Source organism: Crenobacter oryzisoli (assembly GCF_030385785.1).
Lineage (GTDB): Bacteria > Pseudomonadota > Gammaproteobacteria > Burkholderiales > Chromobacteriaceae > Crenobacter_A > Crenobacter_A oryzisoli.
The window spans coordinates 126,589-145,498 of the sequence record NZ_JAUEDK010000005.1 but is presented as its reverse complement, the minus strand read 5'-3'; the positions used below and the strand labels follow the sequence as shown (position 1 = coordinate 145,498).

22 protein-coding genes are annotated in these 18,910 nt (G+C 63.2%); 18 read left to right on the top strand and 4 right to left on the bottom strand.

Translation table 11 applies throughout. The features are described from left to right. Positions 1-64 precede the first annotated feature (64 nt). The 17 genes from QU481_RS04625 to QU481_RS04545 all read left to right on the top strand — a co-directional run bounded on the left by QU481_RS04625 (position 65) and on the right by QU481_RS04545 (position 13,635). Positions 65-580, top strand: a complete 516-nt coding sequence (locus QU481_RS04625) for a flagellar basal body-associated FliL family protein (protein ID WP_289828724.1) — start codon at positions 65-67, stop codon at positions 578-580. A gap of 3 nt (positions 581-583) precedes the next feature. Continuing rightward, positions 584-1,594 carry a flagellar motor switch protein FliM gene (fliM, locus tag QU481_RS04620; protein WP_289828723.1) on the top strand — a complete coding sequence of 337 codons (1,011 nt, stop codon included), beginning with the start codon at positions 584-586 and terminating at the stop codon, positions 1,592-1,594. Next, positions 1,587-2,174 (top strand): flagellar motor switch protein FliN, encoded by a 588-nt coding sequence (gene fliN, locus QU481_RS04615; protein ID WP_346432417.1) that lies wholly within the window; start codon positions 1,587-1,589, stop codon positions 2,172-2,174. The genes fliM and fliN overlap by 8 nt, the downstream gene beginning before the upstream one ends. Beyond that, the gene (fliO, locus tag QU481_RS04610; protein WP_289828722.1) at positions 2,174-2,626 is read left to right on the top strand and encodes a flagellar biosynthetic protein FliO; all 453 of its coding nucleotides are present in this window, start codon (positions 2,174-2,176) and stop codon (positions 2,624-2,626) included. Before fliN ends, fliO begins: the two co-directional genes overlap by 1 nt. Then, entirely contained in the window at positions 2,623-3,366 is a 744-nt protein-coding gene (fliP, locus tag QU481_RS04605) for a flagellar type III secretion system pore protein FliP (protein WP_289828721.1), read from the top strand. Before fliO ends, fliP begins: the two co-directional genes overlap by 4 nt. A 122-nt stretch (positions 3,367-3,488) precedes the next feature. Continuing rightward, entirely contained in the window at positions 3,489-3,758 is a 270-nt protein-coding gene (fliQ, locus tag QU481_RS04600; protein WP_289828720.1) for a flagellar biosynthesis protein FliQ, read from the top strand. Then, on the top strand, positions 3,758-4,540 hold the full coding sequence (gene fliR, locus QU481_RS04595) for a flagellar biosynthetic protein FliR (protein ID WP_289828719.1): 783 nt from the start codon (positions 3,758-3,760) through the stop codon (positions 4,538-4,540). The genes fliQ and fliR overlap by 1 nt, the downstream gene beginning before the upstream one ends. Positions 4,541-4,628: 88 nt before the next feature. Next, positions 4,629-5,354 carry a YebC/PmpR family DNA-binding transcriptional regulator gene (locus QU481_RS04590; protein WP_289828718.1) on the top strand — a complete coding sequence of 242 codons (726 nt, stop codon included), beginning with the start codon at positions 4,629-4,631 and terminating at the stop codon, positions 5,352-5,354. Between the two features lie 94 nt (positions 5,355-5,448). Continuing rightward, complete coding sequence (locus QU481_RS04585; protein WP_289828717.1) at positions 5,449-5,658, top strand: dioxygenase; 210 nt, start codon at positions 5,449-5,451, stop codon at positions 5,656-5,658. A gap of 293 nt (positions 5,659-5,951) precedes the next feature. Further along, complete coding sequence (gene pepP, locus QU481_RS04580; RefSeq protein ID WP_289828716.1) at positions 5,952-7,244, top strand: Xaa-Pro aminopeptidase; 1,293 nt, start codon at positions 5,952-5,954, stop codon at positions 7,242-7,244. A 16-nt stretch (positions 7,245-7,260) separates the two neighbouring features. Then, on the top strand, positions 7,261-8,445 hold the full coding sequence (locus QU481_RS04575; protein WP_289828715.1) for an FAD-dependent oxidoreductase: 1,185 nt from the start codon (positions 7,261-7,263) through the stop codon (positions 8,443-8,445). 21 nt (positions 8,446-8,466) lie between these two features. Further along, positions 8,467-9,621, top strand: a complete 1,155-nt coding sequence (locus QU481_RS04570; RefSeq protein ID WP_289828714.1) for a UbiH/UbiF family hydroxylase — start codon at positions 8,467-8,469, stop codon at positions 9,619-9,621. 52 nt (positions 9,622-9,673) lie between these two features. Further along, positions 9,674-10,414 carry a DsbC family protein gene (locus QU481_RS04565; RefSeq protein WP_289828713.1) on the top strand — a complete coding sequence of 247 codons (741 nt, stop codon included), beginning with the start codon at positions 9,674-9,676 and terminating at the stop codon, positions 10,412-10,414. 309 nt (positions 10,415-10,723) lie between these two features. After that, positions 10,724-10,984: an acyl-CoA-binding protein gene (locus QU481_RS04560; RefSeq protein ID WP_289828712.1), complete on the top strand. Its 261-nt coding sequence runs from the start codon at positions 10,724-10,726 to the stop codon at positions 10,982-10,984. Positions 10,985-11,155: 171 nt separating this feature from the next. Then, entirely contained in the window at positions 11,156-12,217 is a 1,062-nt protein-coding gene (locus QU481_RS04555) for a GNVR domain-containing protein (protein ID WP_346432420.1), read from the top strand. Positions 12,218-12,360: 143 nt separating this feature from the next. Continuing rightward, entirely contained in the window at positions 12,361-13,467 is a 1,107-nt protein-coding gene (locus QU481_RS04550) for an S-(hydroxymethyl)glutathione dehydrogenase/class III alcohol dehydrogenase (protein ID WP_289828711.1), read from the top strand. A 9-nt stretch (positions 13,468-13,476) separates the two neighbouring features. Continuing rightward, positions 13,477-13,635: a hypothetical protein gene (locus tag QU481_RS04545; protein WP_289828710.1), complete on the top strand. Its 159-nt coding sequence runs from the start codon at positions 13,477-13,479 to the stop codon at positions 13,633-13,635. Between the two features lie 281 nt (positions 13,636-13,916). On the opposite strand, the gene QU481_RS04540 is transcribed toward QU481_RS04545, so the two are convergent. After that, positions 13,917-14,843: a LysR family transcriptional regulator gene (locus QU481_RS04540; protein ID WP_289828709.1), complete on the bottom strand. Its 927-nt coding sequence runs from the start codon at positions 14,841-14,843 to the stop codon at positions 13,917-13,919. A 93-nt stretch (positions 14,844-14,936) separates the two neighbouring features. On the opposite strand from QU481_RS04540, the gene QU481_RS04535 reads away from it, so the two are divergent. Beyond that, positions 14,937-15,965 (top strand): NADP-dependent oxidoreductase, encoded by a 1,029-nt coding sequence (locus QU481_RS04535; RefSeq protein ID WP_289828707.1) that lies wholly within the window; start codon positions 14,937-14,939, stop codon positions 15,963-15,965. A gap of 84 nt (positions 15,966-16,049) precedes the next feature. On the opposite strand, the gene tssA is transcribed toward QU481_RS04535, so the two are convergent. The 3 genes from tssA to QU481_RS04520 are packed head-to-tail and all read right to left on the bottom strand — an operon-like array spanning position 16,050 to position 18,904. Continuing rightward, positions 16,050-17,144, bottom strand: coding sequence for a type VI secretion system protein TssA (gene tssA, locus QU481_RS04530; RefSeq protein WP_289828706.1), 1,095 nt, complete (start codon positions 17,142-17,144; stop codon positions 16,050-16,052). Positions 17,145-17,189: 45 nt separating this feature from the next. Then, positions 17,190-17,453: a PAAR domain-containing protein gene (locus QU481_RS04525; RefSeq protein ID WP_289828705.1), complete on the bottom strand. Its 264-nt coding sequence runs from the start codon at positions 17,451-17,453 to the stop codon at positions 17,190-17,192. Continuing rightward, positions 17,450-18,904 (bottom strand): hypothetical protein, encoded by a 1,455-nt coding sequence (locus QU481_RS04520; protein WP_289828703.1) that lies wholly within the window; start codon positions 18,902-18,904, stop codon positions 17,450-17,452. Before QU481_RS04520 ends, QU481_RS04525 begins: the two co-directional genes overlap by 4 nt. Positions 18,905-18,910 lie beyond the last annotated feature (6 nt).

Sequence of the window (18,910 nt, the reverse complement as noted above, 5' to 3'; positions counted from 1 at the left end):
TGTAATGAAATGTCGAAAATAACCGATTAGATTAACGATACCTTTTGCTCGGACGATAAGACACATGGCAATAGCAGATGAGAAAAGTAACCTGAAAGAGGCGGGTAAGTTCGGCGGAAACCAGAAACTGATGATCGTGGTGATCGCGCTGCTGGTCCTTCTGATCGGCGCGATCGGCGGTCTGGCATATGTGCTGATCAACGGCAACCCAGCCCAACAAGGTGTGGCCGCTTCTGCCGAGCAGAAGAAAGCGAAGAGCGGCCCCCCCATCTTTCAGAAGATGGACACTTTCGTCGTCAACTTGGCCGGCAAGGACGGTATGTTGCTGCAGGTAGAGATGCAGGCCCAGTTGGCCAATAACGATGCGCAGAAAGCGTTCGTTGACTATATGCCGAAGATTCGCAGCGGGCTGATCCTGCTCCTGTCGTCGAAAACCGCCGAGGAGTTGTCGACGCCGGACGGCAAGGTCAAGTTGAAGGCCCAGGTCAAGAAGATCATTAACGAGTCGATGGACGGTGCTGGCGGCGAAGAGCCGGTAGAAAGCGTGCTGTTTACCTCGTTCATCATTCAGGCTCAGTAACTTATGGCTGACGATATCCTCTCTCAGGAAGAGGTCGACGCGCTGCTGCGCGGCGTTACCGGTGAAGAGGTTTCAAGCGCAAGTACTGGAGACCAGGCCGACATACGCGTTTACGACATCGGTCGCCAAGAGCGGATCGTGCGCGGTCGGATGCCATCGCTTGAGATCCTGAACGAACGCTTCGCGCGCAATCTGCGTCTCGGTCTGTTCAACTTCATGCGCCGCAATACCGAGATTTCGGTAGGGCCGGTTCGTGTGCAGAAATACAGCGAATTCATCCGCAATCTGGTGGTGCCGACCAGCCTGAATCTGGTGCAGGTCAAGCCGCTGCGCGGCACCGGCCTGTTCATCTTCGACCCGGACTTGGTGTTTCTGGTGGTCGACAACCTGTTCGGCTCGGACGGGCGCTACCATGTGCGCGTGGAAGGGCGGGACTTCACGCCGACCGAGCAGCGCATCATCCAGCGCCTGCTCGACGTGGTGTTCACCGAGTACAAGAAAGCGTGGCAGCCGGTCTATCCGCTCGATTTCCACTTCGTGCGCACGGAGATGAATACGCAGTTCGCCAATGTGGCTACGCCGACCGAAGTCGTGGTGTCCATGACCTTCCACATCGAGTTGGGTGCAGGTGGGGGTGATTTCCACATCTGTTTGCCGTATTCGATGATTGAGCCCCTGCGCGATGTGTTGTCGAGCATGATGCAGGCTGACCGCACTGAGGTGGACAATCGCTGGGTCAATTTAATGCGCCATCAGGTGCAGGCGGCCGAGGTCGAGCTGGTGGCGACGCTGGGCCACGCCGAAGTGACGCTCAAACAGATTCTGAATCTCAAGGAAGGCGATGTGGTCACGCTGGATATTCCGGAGACCATCGTGGCCGACGTGTCCGGCATTCCGGTGCTGGAGTGCCGTTACGGCATACAGAATGGGCGCATGGCGCTCAAGGTAGAAAACATTCTTGCCAACGCCCAGGAAATGGGTGAGCTGGGCATGGGAGACAACAGCAGTGGCTGATCAAGATTTGCTGAAGATGGAAGACCAGGCCTCCGGTGAGCAGGCATCTTTGCCGGCCGATGCCAACGCAATTTCGATGGACGACTGGTCAGCTGCGCTGGCCGAGCAGGAGACAGTGCCTGCCGGGTTGACCGACGATTTAGCTTCGTTAAGCGCGGCCAGTGGGGCGAGCACGATGGATGATTGGGCCGCAGCACTCGTTGAGCAGGAGGAGAGTGTATCCGTCCCGGGGGGGGCCGCGCCGCAGGTGACGCCGGCGACCAATCTGTTCCAGGACTTCGGCCAGGCGGTCGGTGCCGCCGTTGGTCTGGGCGATGCGCAGAATCTCGACATGATTCTCGACATTCCGGTGCAGATTACCGTTGAACTCGGCCGTACCAAGATCGCCATCCGCAACTTGCTGCAGCTGGCACAGGGTTCGGTGGTCGAACTCGAGGGCTTGGCCGGCGAGCCGATGGACGTGCTGGTGAATGGTTGCCTGATCGCGCAGGGGGAGGTGGTAGTGGTTAACGACAAGTTCGGCATTCGTCTGACCGATATCATCACCCCGGCCGAGCGGATTCGCCGGCTGCAGAAATAGTGCTGCGGTTCGCCTTGTTGGCCTCCGGTCTGCTGCTTTGTGGCACGGTCCGGGCGGCAGTGACGGCAGCCCCACAGCTGCCGTCGCCCGTTATGGGGGTGGTGCAGGTCGTGCTGGCATTGGTGCTAGTGATCGGCGCGGTGCTGGCGCTCGCCTGGGCTGTGCGCCGCCTGCAGGGCGGTGCGTTCGGCATAACGCAGCACCTCAAGGTGGTGAGCGCGGTGATGGTCGGGCCGCGCGAGCGGGTGGTGATCGTCGAGTTCTCCGGCGACTGGCTGGTGCTCGGCGTCTCCGGTCAGCAGGTGACCTTGCTGTCCCGCGAGCCACGCCCTGCCGATCTGCCCCCGACCGGCGGCAATGAGCCGCCGTTCGCCCGTTTCCTGAAATCGGCGCTTGCCGCCGGTCGGCGTTCCTCTGCCGATTCGTCTGATAGCGGTTCATCGAAGAAGTGAAGTTCCGTTCCCTGTTTATCGCCGGCGCGCTGTTGAGCGCGACCGGTCTGGCTCAAGCGGCCGGTCTGCCTTTGTTCAACAGTGCACCTGCCAGCGGTGGCGGCCAGCAGTACTCGCTGACGCTGCAGATGTTGCTGTTCATGACGGCGCTCGGCTTCATCCCGTCGATGCTGCTGCTGATGACAGCGTTTACCCGCATCGTGATTGTGCTATCGCTGCTCAGACAAGCACTCGGCACAGGCCAGTCGCCACCGAACCAGGTGCTGGTGGGGTTGGCGCTGTTTCTGACCATCTTCGTGATGGGGCCGACGCTCGATCAGGTGTACAACAAGGCCTGGGTGCCATTCTCCGAGGACAAGATCAGTTTCCAGCAGGCGCTCGATGTCGGTAGCGGGCCGATGAAGGAATTCATGCTCAAGCAGACCCGCCAGAAGGATCTGCAGTTCTTCATCGAGGTGTCGCAGTCGGCGAAGCCGGCGACGCCGGCCGACGTGTCGCTGAAGACTCTGATCCCGGCCTTCGTGACCAGTGAACTGAAGACGGCGTTTCAGATCGGTTTCATGGTGTTCATCCCCTTCCTGATCATCGATCTGGTGGTGGCCAGTGTGTTGATGGCGATGGGGATGATGATGGTGTCGCCGGTGATCATCTCATTGCCGTTCAAGATCATGTTGTTCGTGTTGGTCGACGGCTGGACGCTCTTGATGGGCTCGCTGGTACAGAGTTTCTATACCGGCTGAGCCGGCAGTTAGTCGCGGATATATTAGTCAGGCGACGGGGCGGTCGAGAATGGTGTGGTAGCGTGACGGTAGTAGAATTGCTTGATGAGAAAGACGCTGGAAGCGTCGTGTGAGGAGTAGTGATGGGTCCGGAAGTTGTCGTCAATATTGTGCAGAACGCGCTCTATGTGATGATCTTGGTGGCTGCGCCGGTACTGGCCGCATCGCTGCTGGTCGGTCTGCTGGTCAGCATTCTGCAAGCGGCGACGCAGATCAACGAGATGACGCTGACCTTCATCCCGAAGCTGTTGGCGCTGTTTCTGGTGCTGGTGCTGGCTGGGCCGTGGATTCTCAACACGCTGACCGACTACACCACGCGGCTGTTCCAGAGCATTCCGCACGTGATCGGCTGATGGCGGTCGTCACGATTACCGATGGACAGATCAATGCTCTGGTCAGCGTGTTCGTTTGGCCGTTTGCCCGAATCATCGGTCTGTTTGTCACTGACCCACTGTTCTCCACCAAATCGATTCCTCGCCGTTTCAAGGCGGGTTTCGCCCTGCTCTTGACGTTGATGCTGGCGCCGCTGTTGCCATCGTTGCCGGCGGTGCCGCTGGTCTCGGCCCAGGGCGTACTGATCCTGTTTCAGCAGCTCCTGATTGGCATCACGATCGGTTTTGTGATGCGGGTGGTGATCTCGGCGGTAGAGATCGCTGGCTCGCTGATGGCGACGCAGATGGGCCTGGGCTTCGCCATGTTCTTTGACCCGCAGCATGCGGCGTCGGTGCCGGTGGTGTCGCGTCTGCTGACCACGTTCACCTTCCTGCTGTTCTTGACCTTCGACGGTCACCGTCTGGTGATTGAAACACTGCTCGAGAGCTTCCGCTCGATACCGATCGGTGCAACGCTGTCTCTGACCGATTTGAAAACGCTGGCCGAATGGGGTGGGCAGATGGTCAGCTGGGGGCTGTGGCTGTCGTTACCGGTAGTGGGAGCGCTGTTGGTCACTAACCTGGCGATTGGGGTGATGACGCGAGCCGCTCCGCAGTTCAATATTTTCAGTTTCGGCTTTCCACTGACGCTGCTGGTCGGTTTCATCGGGATGTATGTCGCAGTGCCGTTGATGGTGCCGGCGATCGAGACGCTGTATCGCGATGCGTTCGGCTTCCTCGACACCCTGCTGAAGCTCACATAGCTTTCTGCTACACTGCGGGCAAAATTCCGGTTGTTGAACTGACGACAAAGCGTGCCAAGGCACGCTTTGCAGCATTATCGAGGCGATTATGGCTGGCCACAGTAAATGGGCGAACATCAAGCACAAGAAGGAGCGCGCTGACGCTAAGCGCGGCAAAATCTTTACCCGTCTGATTAAGGAAATCACCGTGGCCGCGCGACTGGGTGGCGGTGATGCATCGGCCAACCCGCGCTTGCGCCTGGCGATCGACAAGGCGCTCGACGCCAACATGCCGAAGGACAACATCCAGCGCGCGGTTGACCGTGGTGCCGGCAACCTGGAAGGCGTCGACTACCTGGAACTGCGCTACGAGGGTTACGGCATCGGTGGCGCGGCGGTGATGGTCGATTGCCTGACCGACAATAAGACCCGGACCGTGGCCGACGTACGCCACGCGTTCAGCAAGTACGGCGGTAACCTGGGTACCGACGGCTGCGTGGCGTTCCAGTTCAAGCACGAGGGTTATCTGCTCTTCGCGCCGGGTGTGGACGAAGACGCGCTGATGGAAGCCGCGCTGGAGGCGGGTGCCGAGGATGTGCTCACCAATGACGACGGCTCGATGGAGGTGTTGACCGGCCCGTACGAGTTCGCCGATGTGAAGGTGGCGCTGGAGGCGGCCGGCTACAAGGCCGAGGACGGCGAGGTGACGATGCGCGCGCAGAACGAAACGGTGCTGGCCGGTGACGACGCGATGCGTATGCAGAAGCTGCTCGACGCGTTGGAAGACCTGGACGACGTGCAGGAAGTCTATACCTCGGCGGTGCTCGAGGATTGAGTCAGACCCTGGCCGGGCCGGTTCCCGGCGCGGCCGACCGGGCCTGCCCATTGTGGGTAGGCCCGTTTTCATTGATTTGAAATAGGTAACCCCGATGGCGATCGATAACGCGCTGGATGTCTGCTGGAATGGCAAGCCCGATGAGGTGGCGTTTCTGGTCGAGTTCATGCTCTGGGAGTGTTCGCTCGATCAGGCTCCGGAACGCGAGGAGGTGATCGAGTGGGAAAAGGTACTGCATAAGCGTGGCGGAAAGTTCGAGCGCTACGCCAAGCTGTGCCATGACTGGCTGCGCCAGAACCCGTAACGGTAGCATTCGGCCAGCGTTGGCCGAGTCGATGGCGTTCTCTGCTGTGGTGTCACTCATCGTGACGGTGAGGCACTCTAATTGACGCCCGGATTGGGCGGGTGGCAGCACAAGTGACAGCGTATCGGTGCTGCCGCGGGGCGGTGTAAACTAGCCAATGCAAGGCTTGTCCATAACAACAAGGGCAGGGCGGCCTGCGCTGTCACGCCGGGGGCACAGGTGCAGGAGACCCGAGCGCTGCTCATGTGTGTAGCGACGGTCTCACTCCCGCTCTGCAAAGCCAAGAGGATTCCATGTTCCAGACCCATACCGATCGACGTTCCCGCCTGCTGGCCTTGATGGGTAACGGTATCGCCGTGCTGCCGACTGCTCCGGAGGTCACCCGCAACGCCGACTCTCATTACCCGTACCGTGCCGACAGCCATTTCGTCTACCTGACCGGCTTCGCTGAGCCGGAAGCGGTATTGGTGCTGGACGCAGACCAAGGTAAGAGCATCCTGTTCTGTCGCGAGAAGAATCTGGATCGGGAAATCTGGGACGGTTTCCGCCATGGCCCCGAGGGCGCGCGGGAGGTGTTCGGCTTCGATGCCGCGTATCCGATAGCCGAGCTTGACCAGCGCTTGCCGGAGTTGTTGGCCAACCGCGACGACGTGTTCTGGGCGGTCGGCCGCAATGCCGCGTTCGATGCGCGAGTCGGTGGGTGGCTGGAGCAGGTGCGTGCCCGCGAGCGCCAGGCGATCGCCGCACCGGTGCGCTATCACGATCTGCTGCCGCTGATCGATGGCATGCGGTTGATCAAGGACGTTGGCGAGATCGATATCTTGCGCCGCGCCGGCCAGATCAGCGCCGAGGCGCATGTGCGTGCAATGCAGGCGACCCGTCCGGGCCTTTACGAATACCAGGTCGAGGCAGAGATTCTGCATACCTTCGTGCACCATGGCGCACGCTACCCAGCGTACGAGAGTATCGTCGCTGGCGGCGCTAATGCCTGCACCCTACACTACGTCGGCAACAACGCCAGGCTGAATGACGGCGAGCTGCTGCTGATCGACGCCGGCTGCGAGCTGAATGGCTACGCGGGCGATATTACCCGCACCTTCCCAGTAAACGGCAAATTCAGCGGACCGCAGCGAGCAGTGTACGAGGTGGTGTTGGCGGCCGAGCTCGCCGCGATCGATGCAGTGGCGCCGGGCGTGGCGTGGAACGTGCCGTCTGATACCGCGTTACACATTCTTGCTCAGGGCATGCTCGACCTGAAACTGCTGACTGGCAGCGTCGATGGCATCATCGAATCCGGGGCGTACAAGCAGTTCTACATGCACGGCATCGGCCACTGGATCGGCCTCGACGTGCACGACGTCGGTGGCCGCTACCGGGATGGCGAGATCATCCGCTTTGCCCCGGGCATGTGCACCACGGTTGAGCCCGGCCTGTACATCCGTCCGGCCGACAAGGTGCCAACGGAATTCCACAATATCGGTATCCGCATCGAGGACGACGTGCTAGTGACGCGCGAAGGCCGCGAAGTGTATACCGCCGACGTGCCGAAGCGCATCGACGAGATCGAAGCGCTGATGGCGCGCTAATCCCGCAGGAGATGCAATGAGTCGGCCGAGCGAAACCGTGCCTGAACATGTTGAGATCGCCGTTGTCGGTGGCGGCCCGGTCGGTGCGCTGACCGCGCTGCGGCTGGCGCGGGCCGGCCGCAGGGTAGCATTGATTGAGGCGCGCGACCCTGAAGCGAAGCTGACCGATGCGCGGGCGATCGCGCTGTCGTGGGCGAGCCTCGTGGCCTTCGCCGACGCTGGCGTGCAGATACCCTACGCGGCGCTGACCGCGATCGACACGGTGCACGTGTCGCAGCAGGGCAGCTGGGGGCGGACCGTGTTGTCGCGCGACGACCTGGATCTGCCTCAGCTTGGCGCAGTGGTCGACTATCCTGCGCTGGCAGAGGCCTGCCAGGCGGCGCTGGCCGCTGCCGGCGTCGCGGTGCTCTGGCGCACAAGAGTGACCCGGGTCGCAACGCTCGCCGCGTTCGCGAGGCTGACGCTGAGCCGAGACGGTGCTGCAACGCCGCTGACCTGTCGGTTGGCAGTGCTCGCCGATGGTGGCGAGTTGGCCGAACAACTACCCGGTGTAACTCGCCGGGTACACGATTATCACCAGTCGGCGCTGCTGGCCGAGCTGCGAACCGAGCGTCCGCACGGCGGCGTTGCTTATGAGCGCTTCTCTGCGCGCGGACCGCTGGCGCTGTTGCCGCACGGTGAGGCGTTCAAGCTGGTCTGGACCCGTAGCCCGACCGAGGCCGAGGCGCTGCGCGATGAACCTTCCGAACAGCTGATTGAGCAGCTTGACGAGGCATTGGCCGGCCGCTTCGGAAAGGTGCTAGCCGTGAGCGGCCGAGCGGTGTTCCCGTTGACTCTGAAGCAGGTTAACCGCACCGTCAGCGGCCGTGTCGCATTGATCGGCAATGCTGCACAAACGATGCACCCGGTTGCCGCGCAGGGGCTGAACCTGGGGGTGCGCGATGCGCTGGGTCTGGTCGAGGCGGTCGCCGCTTCGGCCGATCCGGGGGAGGCTGGCGTGTTGCGCCGCTATGCCGGGTTGCGCCGGCTCGACAGTCAAGCGGTGGTCGGTTTCACCCATGGCCTGGTCAGCCTGTTCGACGGCAATGGGGCCCTGATGTCGCTACTGCGCGGGGCCGGCATGAACCTGCTCGATCTCTTGCCGCCGGCACGACGCCGCTTCGCCGGCCATCTGGTGTTCGGCGTTGGTACGGCGCGTTGAATCCTGTTTCGGTCTCACAGAATGAACGATACCCAGTTTGACATCATCGTGGTCGGCGGCGGCTTGGTCGGCGCGAGCCTCGCGCTTGCACTGGCCGAAAGCCGCCAGCGCGTCGGTCTGGTCGAGGCGCACGAGCCGGAATTCAGTCATTTGGACGAAGGCTGGGACGCCCGCCTCTATGCGATCAGCCCGGTCAACAGGCGTTTCCTGGAGAGGCTCGATGCCTGGCCCGGCGAGGAACGGCTCGGCACGATTGAGGAGATGGACGTCGCCGGCGACGCTGGCGGTCGCATCCGCTTCGCCGCATCCGACGCGGGGGCACAGGCGCTTGCCTGGATCGCCGAGAATCGTTGGCTGCTCGCGTCGATCTGGCAAAGACTGGCTGAAAGCCAGGTGGAGCGGATTTGCGGCGCGTTGCCGACGGCGCTGATGACCACGCCGAGCCGTGCTGAGCTGACCCTGGCCGACGGCCGGGTGCTGGGCACGCGCCTTCTGGTCGGCGCTGACGGCGCGAATTCCTGGGTGCGCGCGCAGGCGGGGCTTGCGGCGCGCATTGACGCCTACGGTCAGAGTGGTGTGGTGGCGAATTTCGAATGTGAACGACCGCACGGCAATATCGCACGCCAGTGGTTCACCGGCGATAGCATCCTGGCCTGGTTGCCGATGGCCGGGAACCGGGTGTCGATGGTCTGGTCTACTAGCGATCCCGAAGCGCTGCTGGCGCTGTCTGCCGAAGAGCTGGCCGTAAAGGTCGCTGCCGCCGGCGGCCACGAATTGGGCCGCTTCACAGCGATCACTCCGGCGGCCGCGTTTCCATTGCGGATGATCCGCCCCGAGGCGACAGTCGCCGAACGGGTGGTGTTGCTCGGCGACGCTGCGCATACCGTGCATCCGCTTGCCGGGCAGGGCGTCAACCTGGGCTTCCAGGACGCCGCAGCCCTAGCCGATTTGTTGCGCAACGCGGCCGATCCGGGGGACTGGATGCTGCTGCGTCGCCACGCCCGCAGCCGGCTCGAAGCCGTGCGTACCATGCAGTTGGCTTGCGATGGTCTGTTCCGGCTGTTTAACGGCAAGGGCGTGCCGGGGTTGTCCTGGTTGCGCAATACCGGACTGACGATGACCGGCCGGATCGCCCCGATCAAGCGCCAGTTGGCGCGTCACGCGATTGGTTTTTGATATTGCCCGCAGCCGGTCGAACGCCGGTTGCCAACCCACACAAGGATAGTGAATGAAAACGTTGCTGCGCACCCTGGTCCTGTCGCTCGGTTTCGTACCGCTGGTGGCTTGCTCGGCTCCGGCTGCCGATGCGCCGGCGACCAAGCCGGCCGAGGTGAAGAAGGCCTTTGAAGCGCGCTTCCCGAACCGGCCAGTGCAAAGCGTCACTCCGACGCCGGTGGCCGGCATCTACGAGGTAGTGGTGCAGGGCAAGCAGATCGTCTACACCGACGCCAAGGCGGATTACCTGTTCGTCGGCGATCTGATCGACACGCAGAAGCGTGAAAGCCTGACGGAGAAGAAAATGGCCGAGCTCAGCAAGGTAGCGTTCAGCTCGCTGCCGCTGAACGACGCGTTCAAGGAAGTGCGCGGCAACGGCGCGCGCAAACTGGCGGTGTTCTCCGACCCGGATTGTCCGTTCTGCCACAAGCTCGAGAACGAGAGCCTGGCCAAGCTCGACAACGTGACGATCTACACCTTCCTGTTCCCGCTGACCTCGCTGCACCCGGACGCGATGCACAAGTCGAAGCTGGTATGGTGCAGCAAGGACCGTACTGCAGCCTGGGCCGGCTGGATGCGCGGGGGCAAGAAGCTGAGTGGTTCGGCCGACTGCGCGACGCCGATCGAGCGCAACCTGGCGCTGGGCGAAAAGCTCGGGATCAATGGTACCCCGGCCCTGATCTTCGCCAACGGCCAGATGGTGCCGGGTGCGATCGACAAGGACGAGATCGAGAAGCTGCTGAACGCCAAGTAAGGGGGCTTGGAGGGGCTGCCATGCTTGTCTGCTGCTGAGGACATGTCAGGATGCGTCGTTGGCTGAAACAGGATTTCGGCCAATGCTGCCCTGAATTCGTTCTCGCATGTCTGGATTATGGGTAGGGTGGGTGGCAGCAAGCGATTGGCGTCAAGGCAAGATAGGGGCAGATGCATTTGCGTTGTTTTTGAGAGTGGCTTACTTGCTTTCCCAAATGGCATTTCGTGGTACAGTCGGCGACGCTCGGCCATGGCCGACCAACGGGCTAAGCACTCACAACAACAACGCTATCTACACGAAGGAATTCCCATGTCTGACCTGACCACCCTGTTTACCGAAGCGCAAGCCAACGTCAAGACGCTGGCCGAGCGTCCCGACAATCAGACCCTGTTGCAGCTCTATGCCTTCTACAAGCAGGCTACCGAGGGCGACGTGCAGGGCGAGCGCCCGGGTATGATGGACTTCATCAACCGTGCCAAGTACGATGCTTGGGACAAGCTCAAGGGCACCAGCAGCGATGAGGCGATGCAGCGCTATATCGACGTGGTGAACGGTTTGCTTGGGAAGTAACTTAGTGGGTCGGCCTAGCAGTAGCTAGCAAAATCCAGCATAGTAGTCCCGGCCGGTGCCCTGCCGCAGCCTGTACGTCGCGTACGGTAGGGTAGAACACGCAATGCAGGGAAGACTTGTTAGCGGCGCTAAGCCGGTCCTTGTCCAATTGCTGTTTGAATGTCTTAGTGAATAACTGACTCCGTTTCCGTTACGCAGAATCACACCGTTGAAGAGGATGAACTGTCGCTGTTCGACATTTTGGCCGTTCTTCTCAAACACAAGAAAGTCGTGTTCGGCCTGCCGGTGGCCTGTGCGGTTGTCGCGGCAGGTGTCTCGTTGGCACTGTCCAATCAGTATCAATCTTCCACGTTGATTGTTCCTCCGGTAAACCCGGCGCTGGGGCTCAATATGGCTCCCACCTTGCTGACACTGGCCGGCAGTGACCAGGTTCGCGCTAGCGTTCTCGACCAGTTAAAACTGCAGCAGCATTACCAGAGCAGTGATCGCCGGGATGCGCTACTGGAGCTCGACAACAACGTCAAGACCAGTCTGACCAAGGACCAGCTGTTAGAGATCCAAGTGCTGGACCGGGATCCGCAGACGGCCGCGGCGCTGGCCGACAGCTACGCCAGTACGATCATCCAGGCCGCGCACGACAACCGGCTGAGCCCGAGCGCGGCTTTCCAGGCAAACCTGCAGGCCCGGATGTCCATAACTGAGCAGCAGCGCAAGGAGGCTGAAAGCAAGCTCAAGGCGATGTCGCCTGACTGGCCGAGCCGCCTATCCGGCCAGGACCGGGCCATTGCATCTGCATTGGGACAGATGCAAGCCGAAATGGCTGCCAAGGACTTCTTCAACAGCAACGACGCGAAGCTGTCCGATCAGTCCAGCCCAATTGTCAAGTTGCAGGAGCAGATCAATCTGCTGCGTCAGGACATGGCGGTCAAGTCGCGGACGGGGGCGACGCCGGAGTTGCTCACCGCGTATAGCGACATGGTGTTCTATGCGAGCCTGAAGCAGCGCCTGCAGGAGTCTCTGGCGCTGTCCAAGGCGCAGCAGGCCAACGAGATCCGCATCGTCGCCAAGGCGGATGTGCCGCTGAACAAGGAAAAACCGAAGCGGGCGCTGATCGTGGCCTTGGCTTTCCTGGCGGGCGGAATGTTGGCCGCGCTGTACGCCTTTGCCAAAGAGGGCTTGGACAAGGCCTGTGGCTGGCGCCTCCTAATGCGTCGGGCCAACGGGCAAAAATAAATCAGGTGAACGAGAAAACGGCAGGCAAAGCGCCTGCCGTTTTGCTTTATTGGTCTGGAGTCCTGAAAAGCCGATAGGGCGCAGTCGCGATGCCGAGTGTATCGAAGGCCACGCGCGTACCGTTCACTTAAGGAGTCCAGATCATGAAGACCAAAGCTGCCGTTGCCTGGCAGGCAGGCGCCCCGTTGACCATCGAAGAGGTCGACCTGGAAGGACCGCGCACCGGAGAGGTGCTGGTCGAGGTGAAGGCCTCCGGCATCTGCCACACCGACTGGTACACCCTGTCCGGCGCCGACCCGGAGGGGCTGTTCCCGGCGATTCTCGGTCACGAGGGTGCCGGCGTGGTATTGGAAGTGGGGGATGGCGTGGGCAGCTTGAAACCGGGCGACCATGTGATTCCGCTTTATACACCGGAATGCCGGCAGTGCAAATTCTGTCTGTCGCGCAAGACCAATCTGTGCCAGGCGATCCGCGCCACCCAGGGGCGCGGCGTGATGCCGGACGGCACGTCGCGTTTCTCCATCGATGGCAGGCCGCTGTTCCACTATATGGGCACGTCGACCTTCGCGAACTACACCGTGGTGCCGGAGATCGCGCTGGCGAAGATTCGCGATGACGCGCCATTCGACACGGTCTGCTACATCGGTTGCGGCGTGACCACCGGCATCGGCGCGGTGCTGTTCACCGCCAAAGTCGAGGCGGGGGCGAACGTGGTGGTGTTCGGCCTCGGCGGCATCGGCCTGAACGTGATCCAGGGCGCCAGGATGGTCGGCGCGGACCGGATCATCGGGATAGACATCAATCCGCGCCGTGAAGCGCTCGCGAGGCAGTTCGGCATGACCGACTTCATCGACCCCAACAAGGTCGACAACGTCGTCGATACGATCGTGCAACTGACCGATGGCGGTGCCGACTATTCGTTCGAGTGCATCGGCAATGTGAGTACGATGCGCCAAGCGCTGGAGTGTTGTCACAAGGGCTGGGGGCAGTCGATCGTGATCGGCGTGGCTGGCGCCGGCGAGGAGATCAGCACCCGGCCGTTCCAACTGGTCACCGGCCGCGTCTGGAAGGGGACTGCATTCGGCGGTGCGCGCGGCCGTACCGACGTGCCGAAAATCGTCGACTGGTATATGGACGGCAAGATTCACATCGACGAGCTGATTACCCATAGGCTGACGCTCGCGCAGATCAACGACGGCTTCGACTTGATGGAGCGCGGCGAGTCGATCCGTTCGGTGGTGCTGTTCTGAGGAGGTAGGATGAAACTGCCCTGTGAACACCGCTGCCTCGGCGGTGTGCAGTGTTTCTCGCTGCACGACTCGACCATTATCGACCTGCCGATGCACTTTGCCGTCTACCTGCTGCCGCAGGCGCGTCAGAGAGTGGTGCCGGCTCTGTTCTACCTCGCCCCGGCTTGACCTGCAGCGAGGAGATTTTCGCGATCAAGGCCAGTGCTCAGCGCTATGCCGCCGAATTGGGCGTTGCACTGGTCGCCCCGACTCGGTGGCCTTGGGGACAGAAGGCGTTTGTGGCTTATCTGGGCGACGATAAGGTCAGTTGGACTCAGCACGATACCTGCGAGCTGATCCGCCATTTATCTCAAGCCCGAGCTATTCGAGGATGCCTGCCTTGAGGCCGGTCAGCCCTGATGCTGCATTATCATGCCGGCTACGATCACGGCACTGCTTCGTCGCGAGCTTCATCGAGGACCATTTGCACCACCACACGCAAGCGCTGGCGCAGGGGTAAACGCGGCCGAATCGGCAAATGGAGCGATCCAGCTGGCCGCCGGCTGGCGTCGTCGCACCAGCATCACTTGCTGGTGGCAGCGGTACGGGCAATCCGGGATCGACAGGATAGCGAGGCCCAGCGAGGCGATCAGATAGTCGGGCAGGTAGGCGAGCGCTCGGCCGTTGGCTAACAGTTCACGGGTCAACAGCGCGTCGTCGCTGCGGTAGCGTATCTTCCGGGGAAACAGGTCATCACGCCAACCGTCAGTGGCGGGTTCCCCGTCGAGCGACGCGAACGGCGGGTGGATAGGGGCAACAAAGTCGTGCTGCAGCACGGTAGCGAGCGGGGCACTCACCGCTCCGGCCAGCGGGTGGCGAGCGCCGAGTGCGACGCGGAACTCGGTCTCGCCAAGCGGGCGAGTGCTCAGCCGCGCGTCGGGCCGGCGCCCTTCGGTCAACGTGACCAGCGCCAGGTCCGCGTCGCCGGACAGCACCGCAGCCAGTGCCGCGGATTCGTCCATCACATCGAAGCTTATCGCTGCCAGTGGATGGCACTCGGCAAGGTGTGTGGCCAGCTGCTGTCCCCAGCGCAGTTGCAGCAATGCCGGCCCTACCAGCCGGCACTTGAAGCTATCCGGTTCCCCTGCGAAGTCGGCGTGCAGTTGGGAGGCGGCAGCCAGCAGGGGTACCGCTTTTTCTAGCAGCCGCTGGCCGTCGCTGTTCAGCCGCAGTGCGCGGCCTTCGCGGTCGAACAGCGTGGTCGCCAGTTGCGTTTCGAGTCGGCGCAGCGACTTTGAGATCGCGCTCGGTGTCAGGCACAACTCCTCGGCCGCTGCGGCGAGGCTGGGCTGGCGGGCGACCACCAGAAAGTGTTGCAGGCAGCTCAGGTCTATCATGTCTTTTTGAGACTGTTTTATTGAAAATTGATTGAACAAAAGTTCATGAAAATCTAGCACGATAGCGGCCATATTCCTATCCCGGAGCAGTCCATGAACGCGCCATCCTTTGTCAACCGTCAGTGGTTCTACGTCAAACGCCCGGAGGGCCGGGTCGGCCCCGAGCACTACGAGCTGCGCGAGAGCCAGCTCTCCGCCGCGCTGGCCCACAATGAAGTGATCGTCCAGGCGCACTATTTTAGTGTCGATCCGTATATGCGCATCCAGCAGCACCAGCGCGACACCTACGACGTGCCGCACCCGCTCGACATCGTGCAGCAGGGGGGCGTGGTCGGCCGGGTGGTGGCGTCGGCGAGCGAGCGATTCGCCGAGGGAGACTGGGTGTACGGCTATAACGGCTGGCAGCTTTACGCGAAGTGCCACGCCAACGAGCTGACCAAGCTGGACCCGGCACAGGCACCGGTGACCACCGCGCTGGGCGTGCTGGGCATGCCGGGGCGCACCGCCTGGTTTGGGTTGATGGAGGCCGGACGGCCGCGCCCAGGCGACACGCTGGTGGTATCCGGTGCGGCCGGGGCGGTCGGCTCGCTGGTGGCGCAATTCGGCAAGCGCGCCGGCTGCAAGGTCGTCGGCATCGCCGGCGGCGCCGACAAGTGTCGCTTCCTGACCGAACGGCTGGGCCTCGACGCTGCGGTCGACTACAAGGCGTTCGCCGATGTCGAGGGCCTCGCCGCCGAGATCCAGCGCGTCAGCGGTGGGGTGGATGTGTATTTCGACAATGTTGGCGGGCGCGTCACCGACGCGGTGATCCCGCTGATCAAGCGCCGCGCCCGCATCGTGATCTGCGGGGCGATCAGCCAGTACGACGGCGGCCTCGACACGCCGGACCTGGCGCCGCGCTTCCTGCAGCATATGCTGTTCCAGCGCGCCACCATCCAAGGCATCCTGGCTCGCGACTTCCTGCTCCGCATGCCGGAGATGGTCGCCCAGGTGGCGCCTTGGGTGAAGAACGGCGAGATCGTGTTCGAGGAAACCCTCGTCGACGGCTTCGAGCAGCTGCCGGCGGCGCTGGGCAGTCTGTTCGAGGGACGCAACCTCGGCAAGCTGCTGGTGCGGGCGTAGGGCGGGACAGTTTCAACGTCGGCCGAATAACAAACGGCAGCCCCTGGGGCTGCCGTTTGTCGTGGACCCGGTCCGGGTGGCCGCTCAGTTGGATTTCACGTCCAGCAGCTCCTGCAACTGGTGCAGCGTCGAGTCGTCCTTGATCACATGCTGCAGCCAGTCCTCCAGGCTCATTTCGGCCCAGCGTGCTGCCCGTTCGGCTAACAGCGCAACCGGGCTGTGCGGCTCGTTGGTGCGGAAATAGCGCGCCACCTCGCCCAGCATCCGCACCGCATCGGTGCGGCTGGCGATCGGGCCGGACGCGATTGGCGTCGAGGCGGCATGGGCGGCGGCGACTGGAGAGGACGGCATGGCGGCTTTCTTGCTCGAGTCGGTTGGGGCTGTGGCAGCGGCGGCCGCCGGCTTGGCGCCGCCGGTCTGTTGCAGCAGGCGGGTGATCACGTCCTGGCAGTCGCTCAGCGCCTTGCGCAGCTCGGACAGGCTCGGCGCATCGTCGCCGAAACGCTCGACCACCCGGCTGTCCAGCCGTTGGTAGGCATGCTGGGCGCTGTCGATCAGTTGGGCGAGTTCCTGGTACCAGGTCGCGCCCGAGGCGGTGGCGCTCTTGTCGAACAGCTCACCGGACAGCTTGCCCTCGGCGATCGCCTTCTCACGCGCCTCGGCGTTCTTCAAGCCGAGGTTTTCCACCTCGCGCGACTGCTGCCAGTCGTTCCAGCAATAGCCGCCGTGATGCAGGGCAGTCAGCGGCACACGGTGCAAGGCCAGGCTCAGCTGGCTGTTCAGCCATTCCAGCTTGCCGATGCGCTCGTCCAGGTCGTGAGGGTCGAACTCCGGATAGCCGTTGACCCAATAGTGTTCGAGCCAGGTGTCGAGGATGTCGAGGCCGAAGCACACGCCGTCGAAGCCGCGGGTGTGGCACAGCGCCTCTATGTACCACACCACCAGCTGTAGGTCCTTGCTCTGGGTAGCGAGGGCATCCTCGATCAGCCGGATCACCTTGGGCCATTCGGCCACCTTCAGTTCCTGCTCCCATTCCCCTTGCGCCAGCGACGGGTCGTCGCTACGCCGCGCTTCGCGGATCTGGTCGAACAGCGGCGAGTAATTCAGGTCTGCGCCGGCCGGTTGATCGGCCGAGATCGGCGACATCAGGGTGGTGAATTTGTCTTCTAGATTGTCCATCGTTCTAAGCTTGCCTGTCGTGATAGGAGGAGCGAAGCCACGGGCTCAGCCGCTGCTGACTTCGGGCAGCGTCGAGATCAGCGCCGCGCCGCAGCTGGTCTTGTGGCCGTCCAGCGCCACCGGCTTGCCGCCGACCAGCCAGGTCGAGTCGCCCTCGACGATGGTGCAGTTGCTGTGGCCCTGCTGCGGGCAGGACACCTTGTCGCCCACGCAGGCCACCGGCTTGCCGAACAGCGTGGTGCTGGACGCGGCGCTGACCACGCTGCCGCCGTGGCTGGTCGGGTCGCCCAAACGGATGGCGGGTTTCATGCGGCTTGCTCCTCTGCGGGTTCCGGCGGCGCGGCGACGGGGCGCACCAAGCCGAGGTTGAGGTGTTGCGGGTCGAAGTGGGCCAGCACGGCGGGCGCCTCCAGCCGGGCGCTGTGCGACACCGCGATGCTGTAGAGCAACACCGGCGCAGCCGCGCCGACATCGCCCCATTCGCGCACGCTGTTGCTGGCCTCGTCGATCGGGTTCAGTTCCACCGCGTGGTGGCTCAGCGCCGTGGCCACTGCCGCTAGCCGGTGGCCGCCGACATCGGCGTCGCCGCTGTTGTGCACCAGCCAGGCCAGTGTTTCCGCCTGGTCGACGGCCGGGTCGCGCTCGTCCTCGCTGAACGGGTAGTCGAGCAGGGTGGCGTTGACCAGCGCGTTGTCGAGCAGCGGCTGGATCTGTCGGGCCAGGCCCTTCTGCTCGGTGATCTCGGTCGATTCGGCCAGGCGCAGCTCGGCCAGGCTCGGCAGTTCGGCCAAGGACGCTTGCCAGCGCGGCGGCACGCCGCCCCAGCTGCCGCCCTGGTCGGTGAGCGGTTTCTCCCAATAGGGCTGGTAGGGGTCGGTCTGGTCCGCATCGATCGCCTCCGGCTCAGCCGGGTCGGGCAGGCTCTGGCGCAGGAACAGCAGGGCGCTGATCGCGGCGCCGGGCTGGCCCTGCCAGCGACGAGCCTGCTGCACCGCCGGGGCCGGCTCGCCCCAGTCGTCCCCCTCGTCCAGCAGCGCCAGCGGTGCATCGGCCGCCAGCACCACCAGGCCCGGCAGCGCCGGATCCTGCTGCAGCACTTGCTGGATGCGGTTGGCCAGCGGCCCGGTGCCGGGCAGGAAGCGGCAGTCGCGCTGCGCCGGTAGCCGCTCGTCCGGCAGCTGTTCGGCCAAGACCTGCTGCTGCAGCTGGCGCAGCGTTTCCAGCTGCTCGATGCCGCTCTGGCTCGGGATCGCCTCGAAATAGAGCGGCAGCCAGGCAGTGCCCGGCGCGGTGGCATACAGCTCGGCGAACAGCTCGCTCAGGTGTGGGGACAGCGCGGTCAGCACCTCGTCTGGCTCCAGCTCGTCGGCTTCCAGCACCGACCAGTTGCAGCCGTCTACCACCTCGCCGAGCCAGGCGGGGGCTTCCTTGGCGGGCAGGGCGCGACTCCACAGCCAGCGGCAGGCGACGCCGACGCGTCGCTCGTCGAGCGCCTGCTGGTGTCGTGCCCGGGCCGCGTCGCGCTGGGCCTGGCGATCGGCCTCGGCCTTTGTCTCGGCGGCCTGCGCCTCTTCCTCCTGGCGCTTTTCCCGCCAGCGCAGCCACAGCCGCCAGGCGGCCAGCAGCAGCACCGGCGGGGCCAGATGCAGCGCCAACAGGGCGGTCGGGCTGATGCGCTGCCAGCTCAGCGGCAGGCCCAGCCACAGCGTGCCCCACCAGCCGATCAGCAGCGCGATGAACAGTCCCAGTAGTTTCCACATGGCAGA

Bases quoted from the DNA above. Each gene is read 5' to 3' on its own strand.
- fliQ (WP_289828720.1), top strand. From the start codon at position 3,489: ATGGGTCCGGAAGTTGTCGTCAATATTGTGCAGAACGCGCTCTATGTG.
- fliM (WP_289828723.1), top strand. From the start codon at position 584: ATGGCTGACGATATCCTCTCTCAGGAAGAGGTCGACGCGCTGCTGCGC.
- QU481_RS04625 (WP_289828724.1), top strand. From the start codon at position 65: ATGGCAATAGCAGATGAGAAAAGTAACCTGAAAGAGGCGGGTAAGTTC.
- fliR (WP_289828719.1), top strand. From the start codon at position 3,758: ATGGCGGTCGTCACGATTACCGATGGACAGATCAATGCTCTGGTCAGC.
- pepP (WP_289828716.1), top strand. From the start codon at position 5,952: ATGTTCCAGACCCATACCGATCGACGTTCCCGCCTGCTGGCCTTGATG.
- QU481_RS04540 (WP_289828709.1), bottom strand. From the start codon at position 14,843: ATGATAGACCTGAGCTGCCTGCAACACTTTCTGGTGGTCGCCCGCCAG.
- QU481_RS04550 (WP_289828711.1), top strand. From the start codon at position 12,361: ATGAAGACCAAAGCTGCCGTTGCCTGGCAGGCAGGCGCCCCGTTGACC.
- QU481_RS04570 (WP_289828714.1), top strand. From the start codon at position 8,467: ATGAACGATACCCAGTTTGACATCATCGTGGTCGGCGGCGGCTTGGTC.
- QU481_RS04545 (WP_289828710.1), top strand. From the start codon at position 13,477: ATGAAACTGCCCTGTGAACACCGCTGCCTCGGCGGTGTGCAGTGTTTC.
- QU481_RS04565 (WP_289828713.1), top strand. From the start codon at position 9,674: ATGAAAACGTTGCTGCGCACCCTGGTCCTGTCGCTCGGTTTCGTACCG.
- QU481_RS04585 (WP_289828717.1), top strand. From the start codon at position 5,449: ATGGCGATCGATAACGCGCTGGATGTCTGCTGGAATGGCAAGCCCGAT.
- QU481_RS04525 (WP_289828705.1), bottom strand. From the start codon at position 17,453: ATGAAACCCGCCATCCGTTTGGGCGACCCGACCAGCCACGGCGGCAGC.
- QU481_RS04575 (WP_289828715.1), top strand. From the start codon at position 7,261: ATGAGTCGGCCGAGCGAAACCGTGCCTGAACATGTTGAGATCGCCGTT.
- QU481_RS04590 (WP_289828718.1), top strand. From the start codon at position 4,629: ATGGCTGGCCACAGTAAATGGGCGAACATCAAGCACAAGAAGGAGCGC.
- QU481_RS04520 (WP_289828703.1), bottom strand. From the start codon at position 18,904: ATGTGGAAACTACTGGGACTGTTCATCGCGCTGCTGATCGGCTGGTGG.
- QU481_RS04560 (WP_289828712.1), top strand. From the start codon at position 10,724: ATGTCTGACCTGACCACCCTGTTTACCGAAGCGCAAGCCAACGTCAAG.
- tssA (WP_289828706.1), bottom strand. From the start codon at position 17,144: ATGGACAATCTAGAAGACAAATTCACCACCCTGATGTCGCCGATCTCG.
- QU481_RS04535 (WP_289828707.1), top strand. From the start codon at position 14,937: ATGAACGCGCCATCCTTTGTCAACCGTCAGTGGTTCTACGTCAAACGC.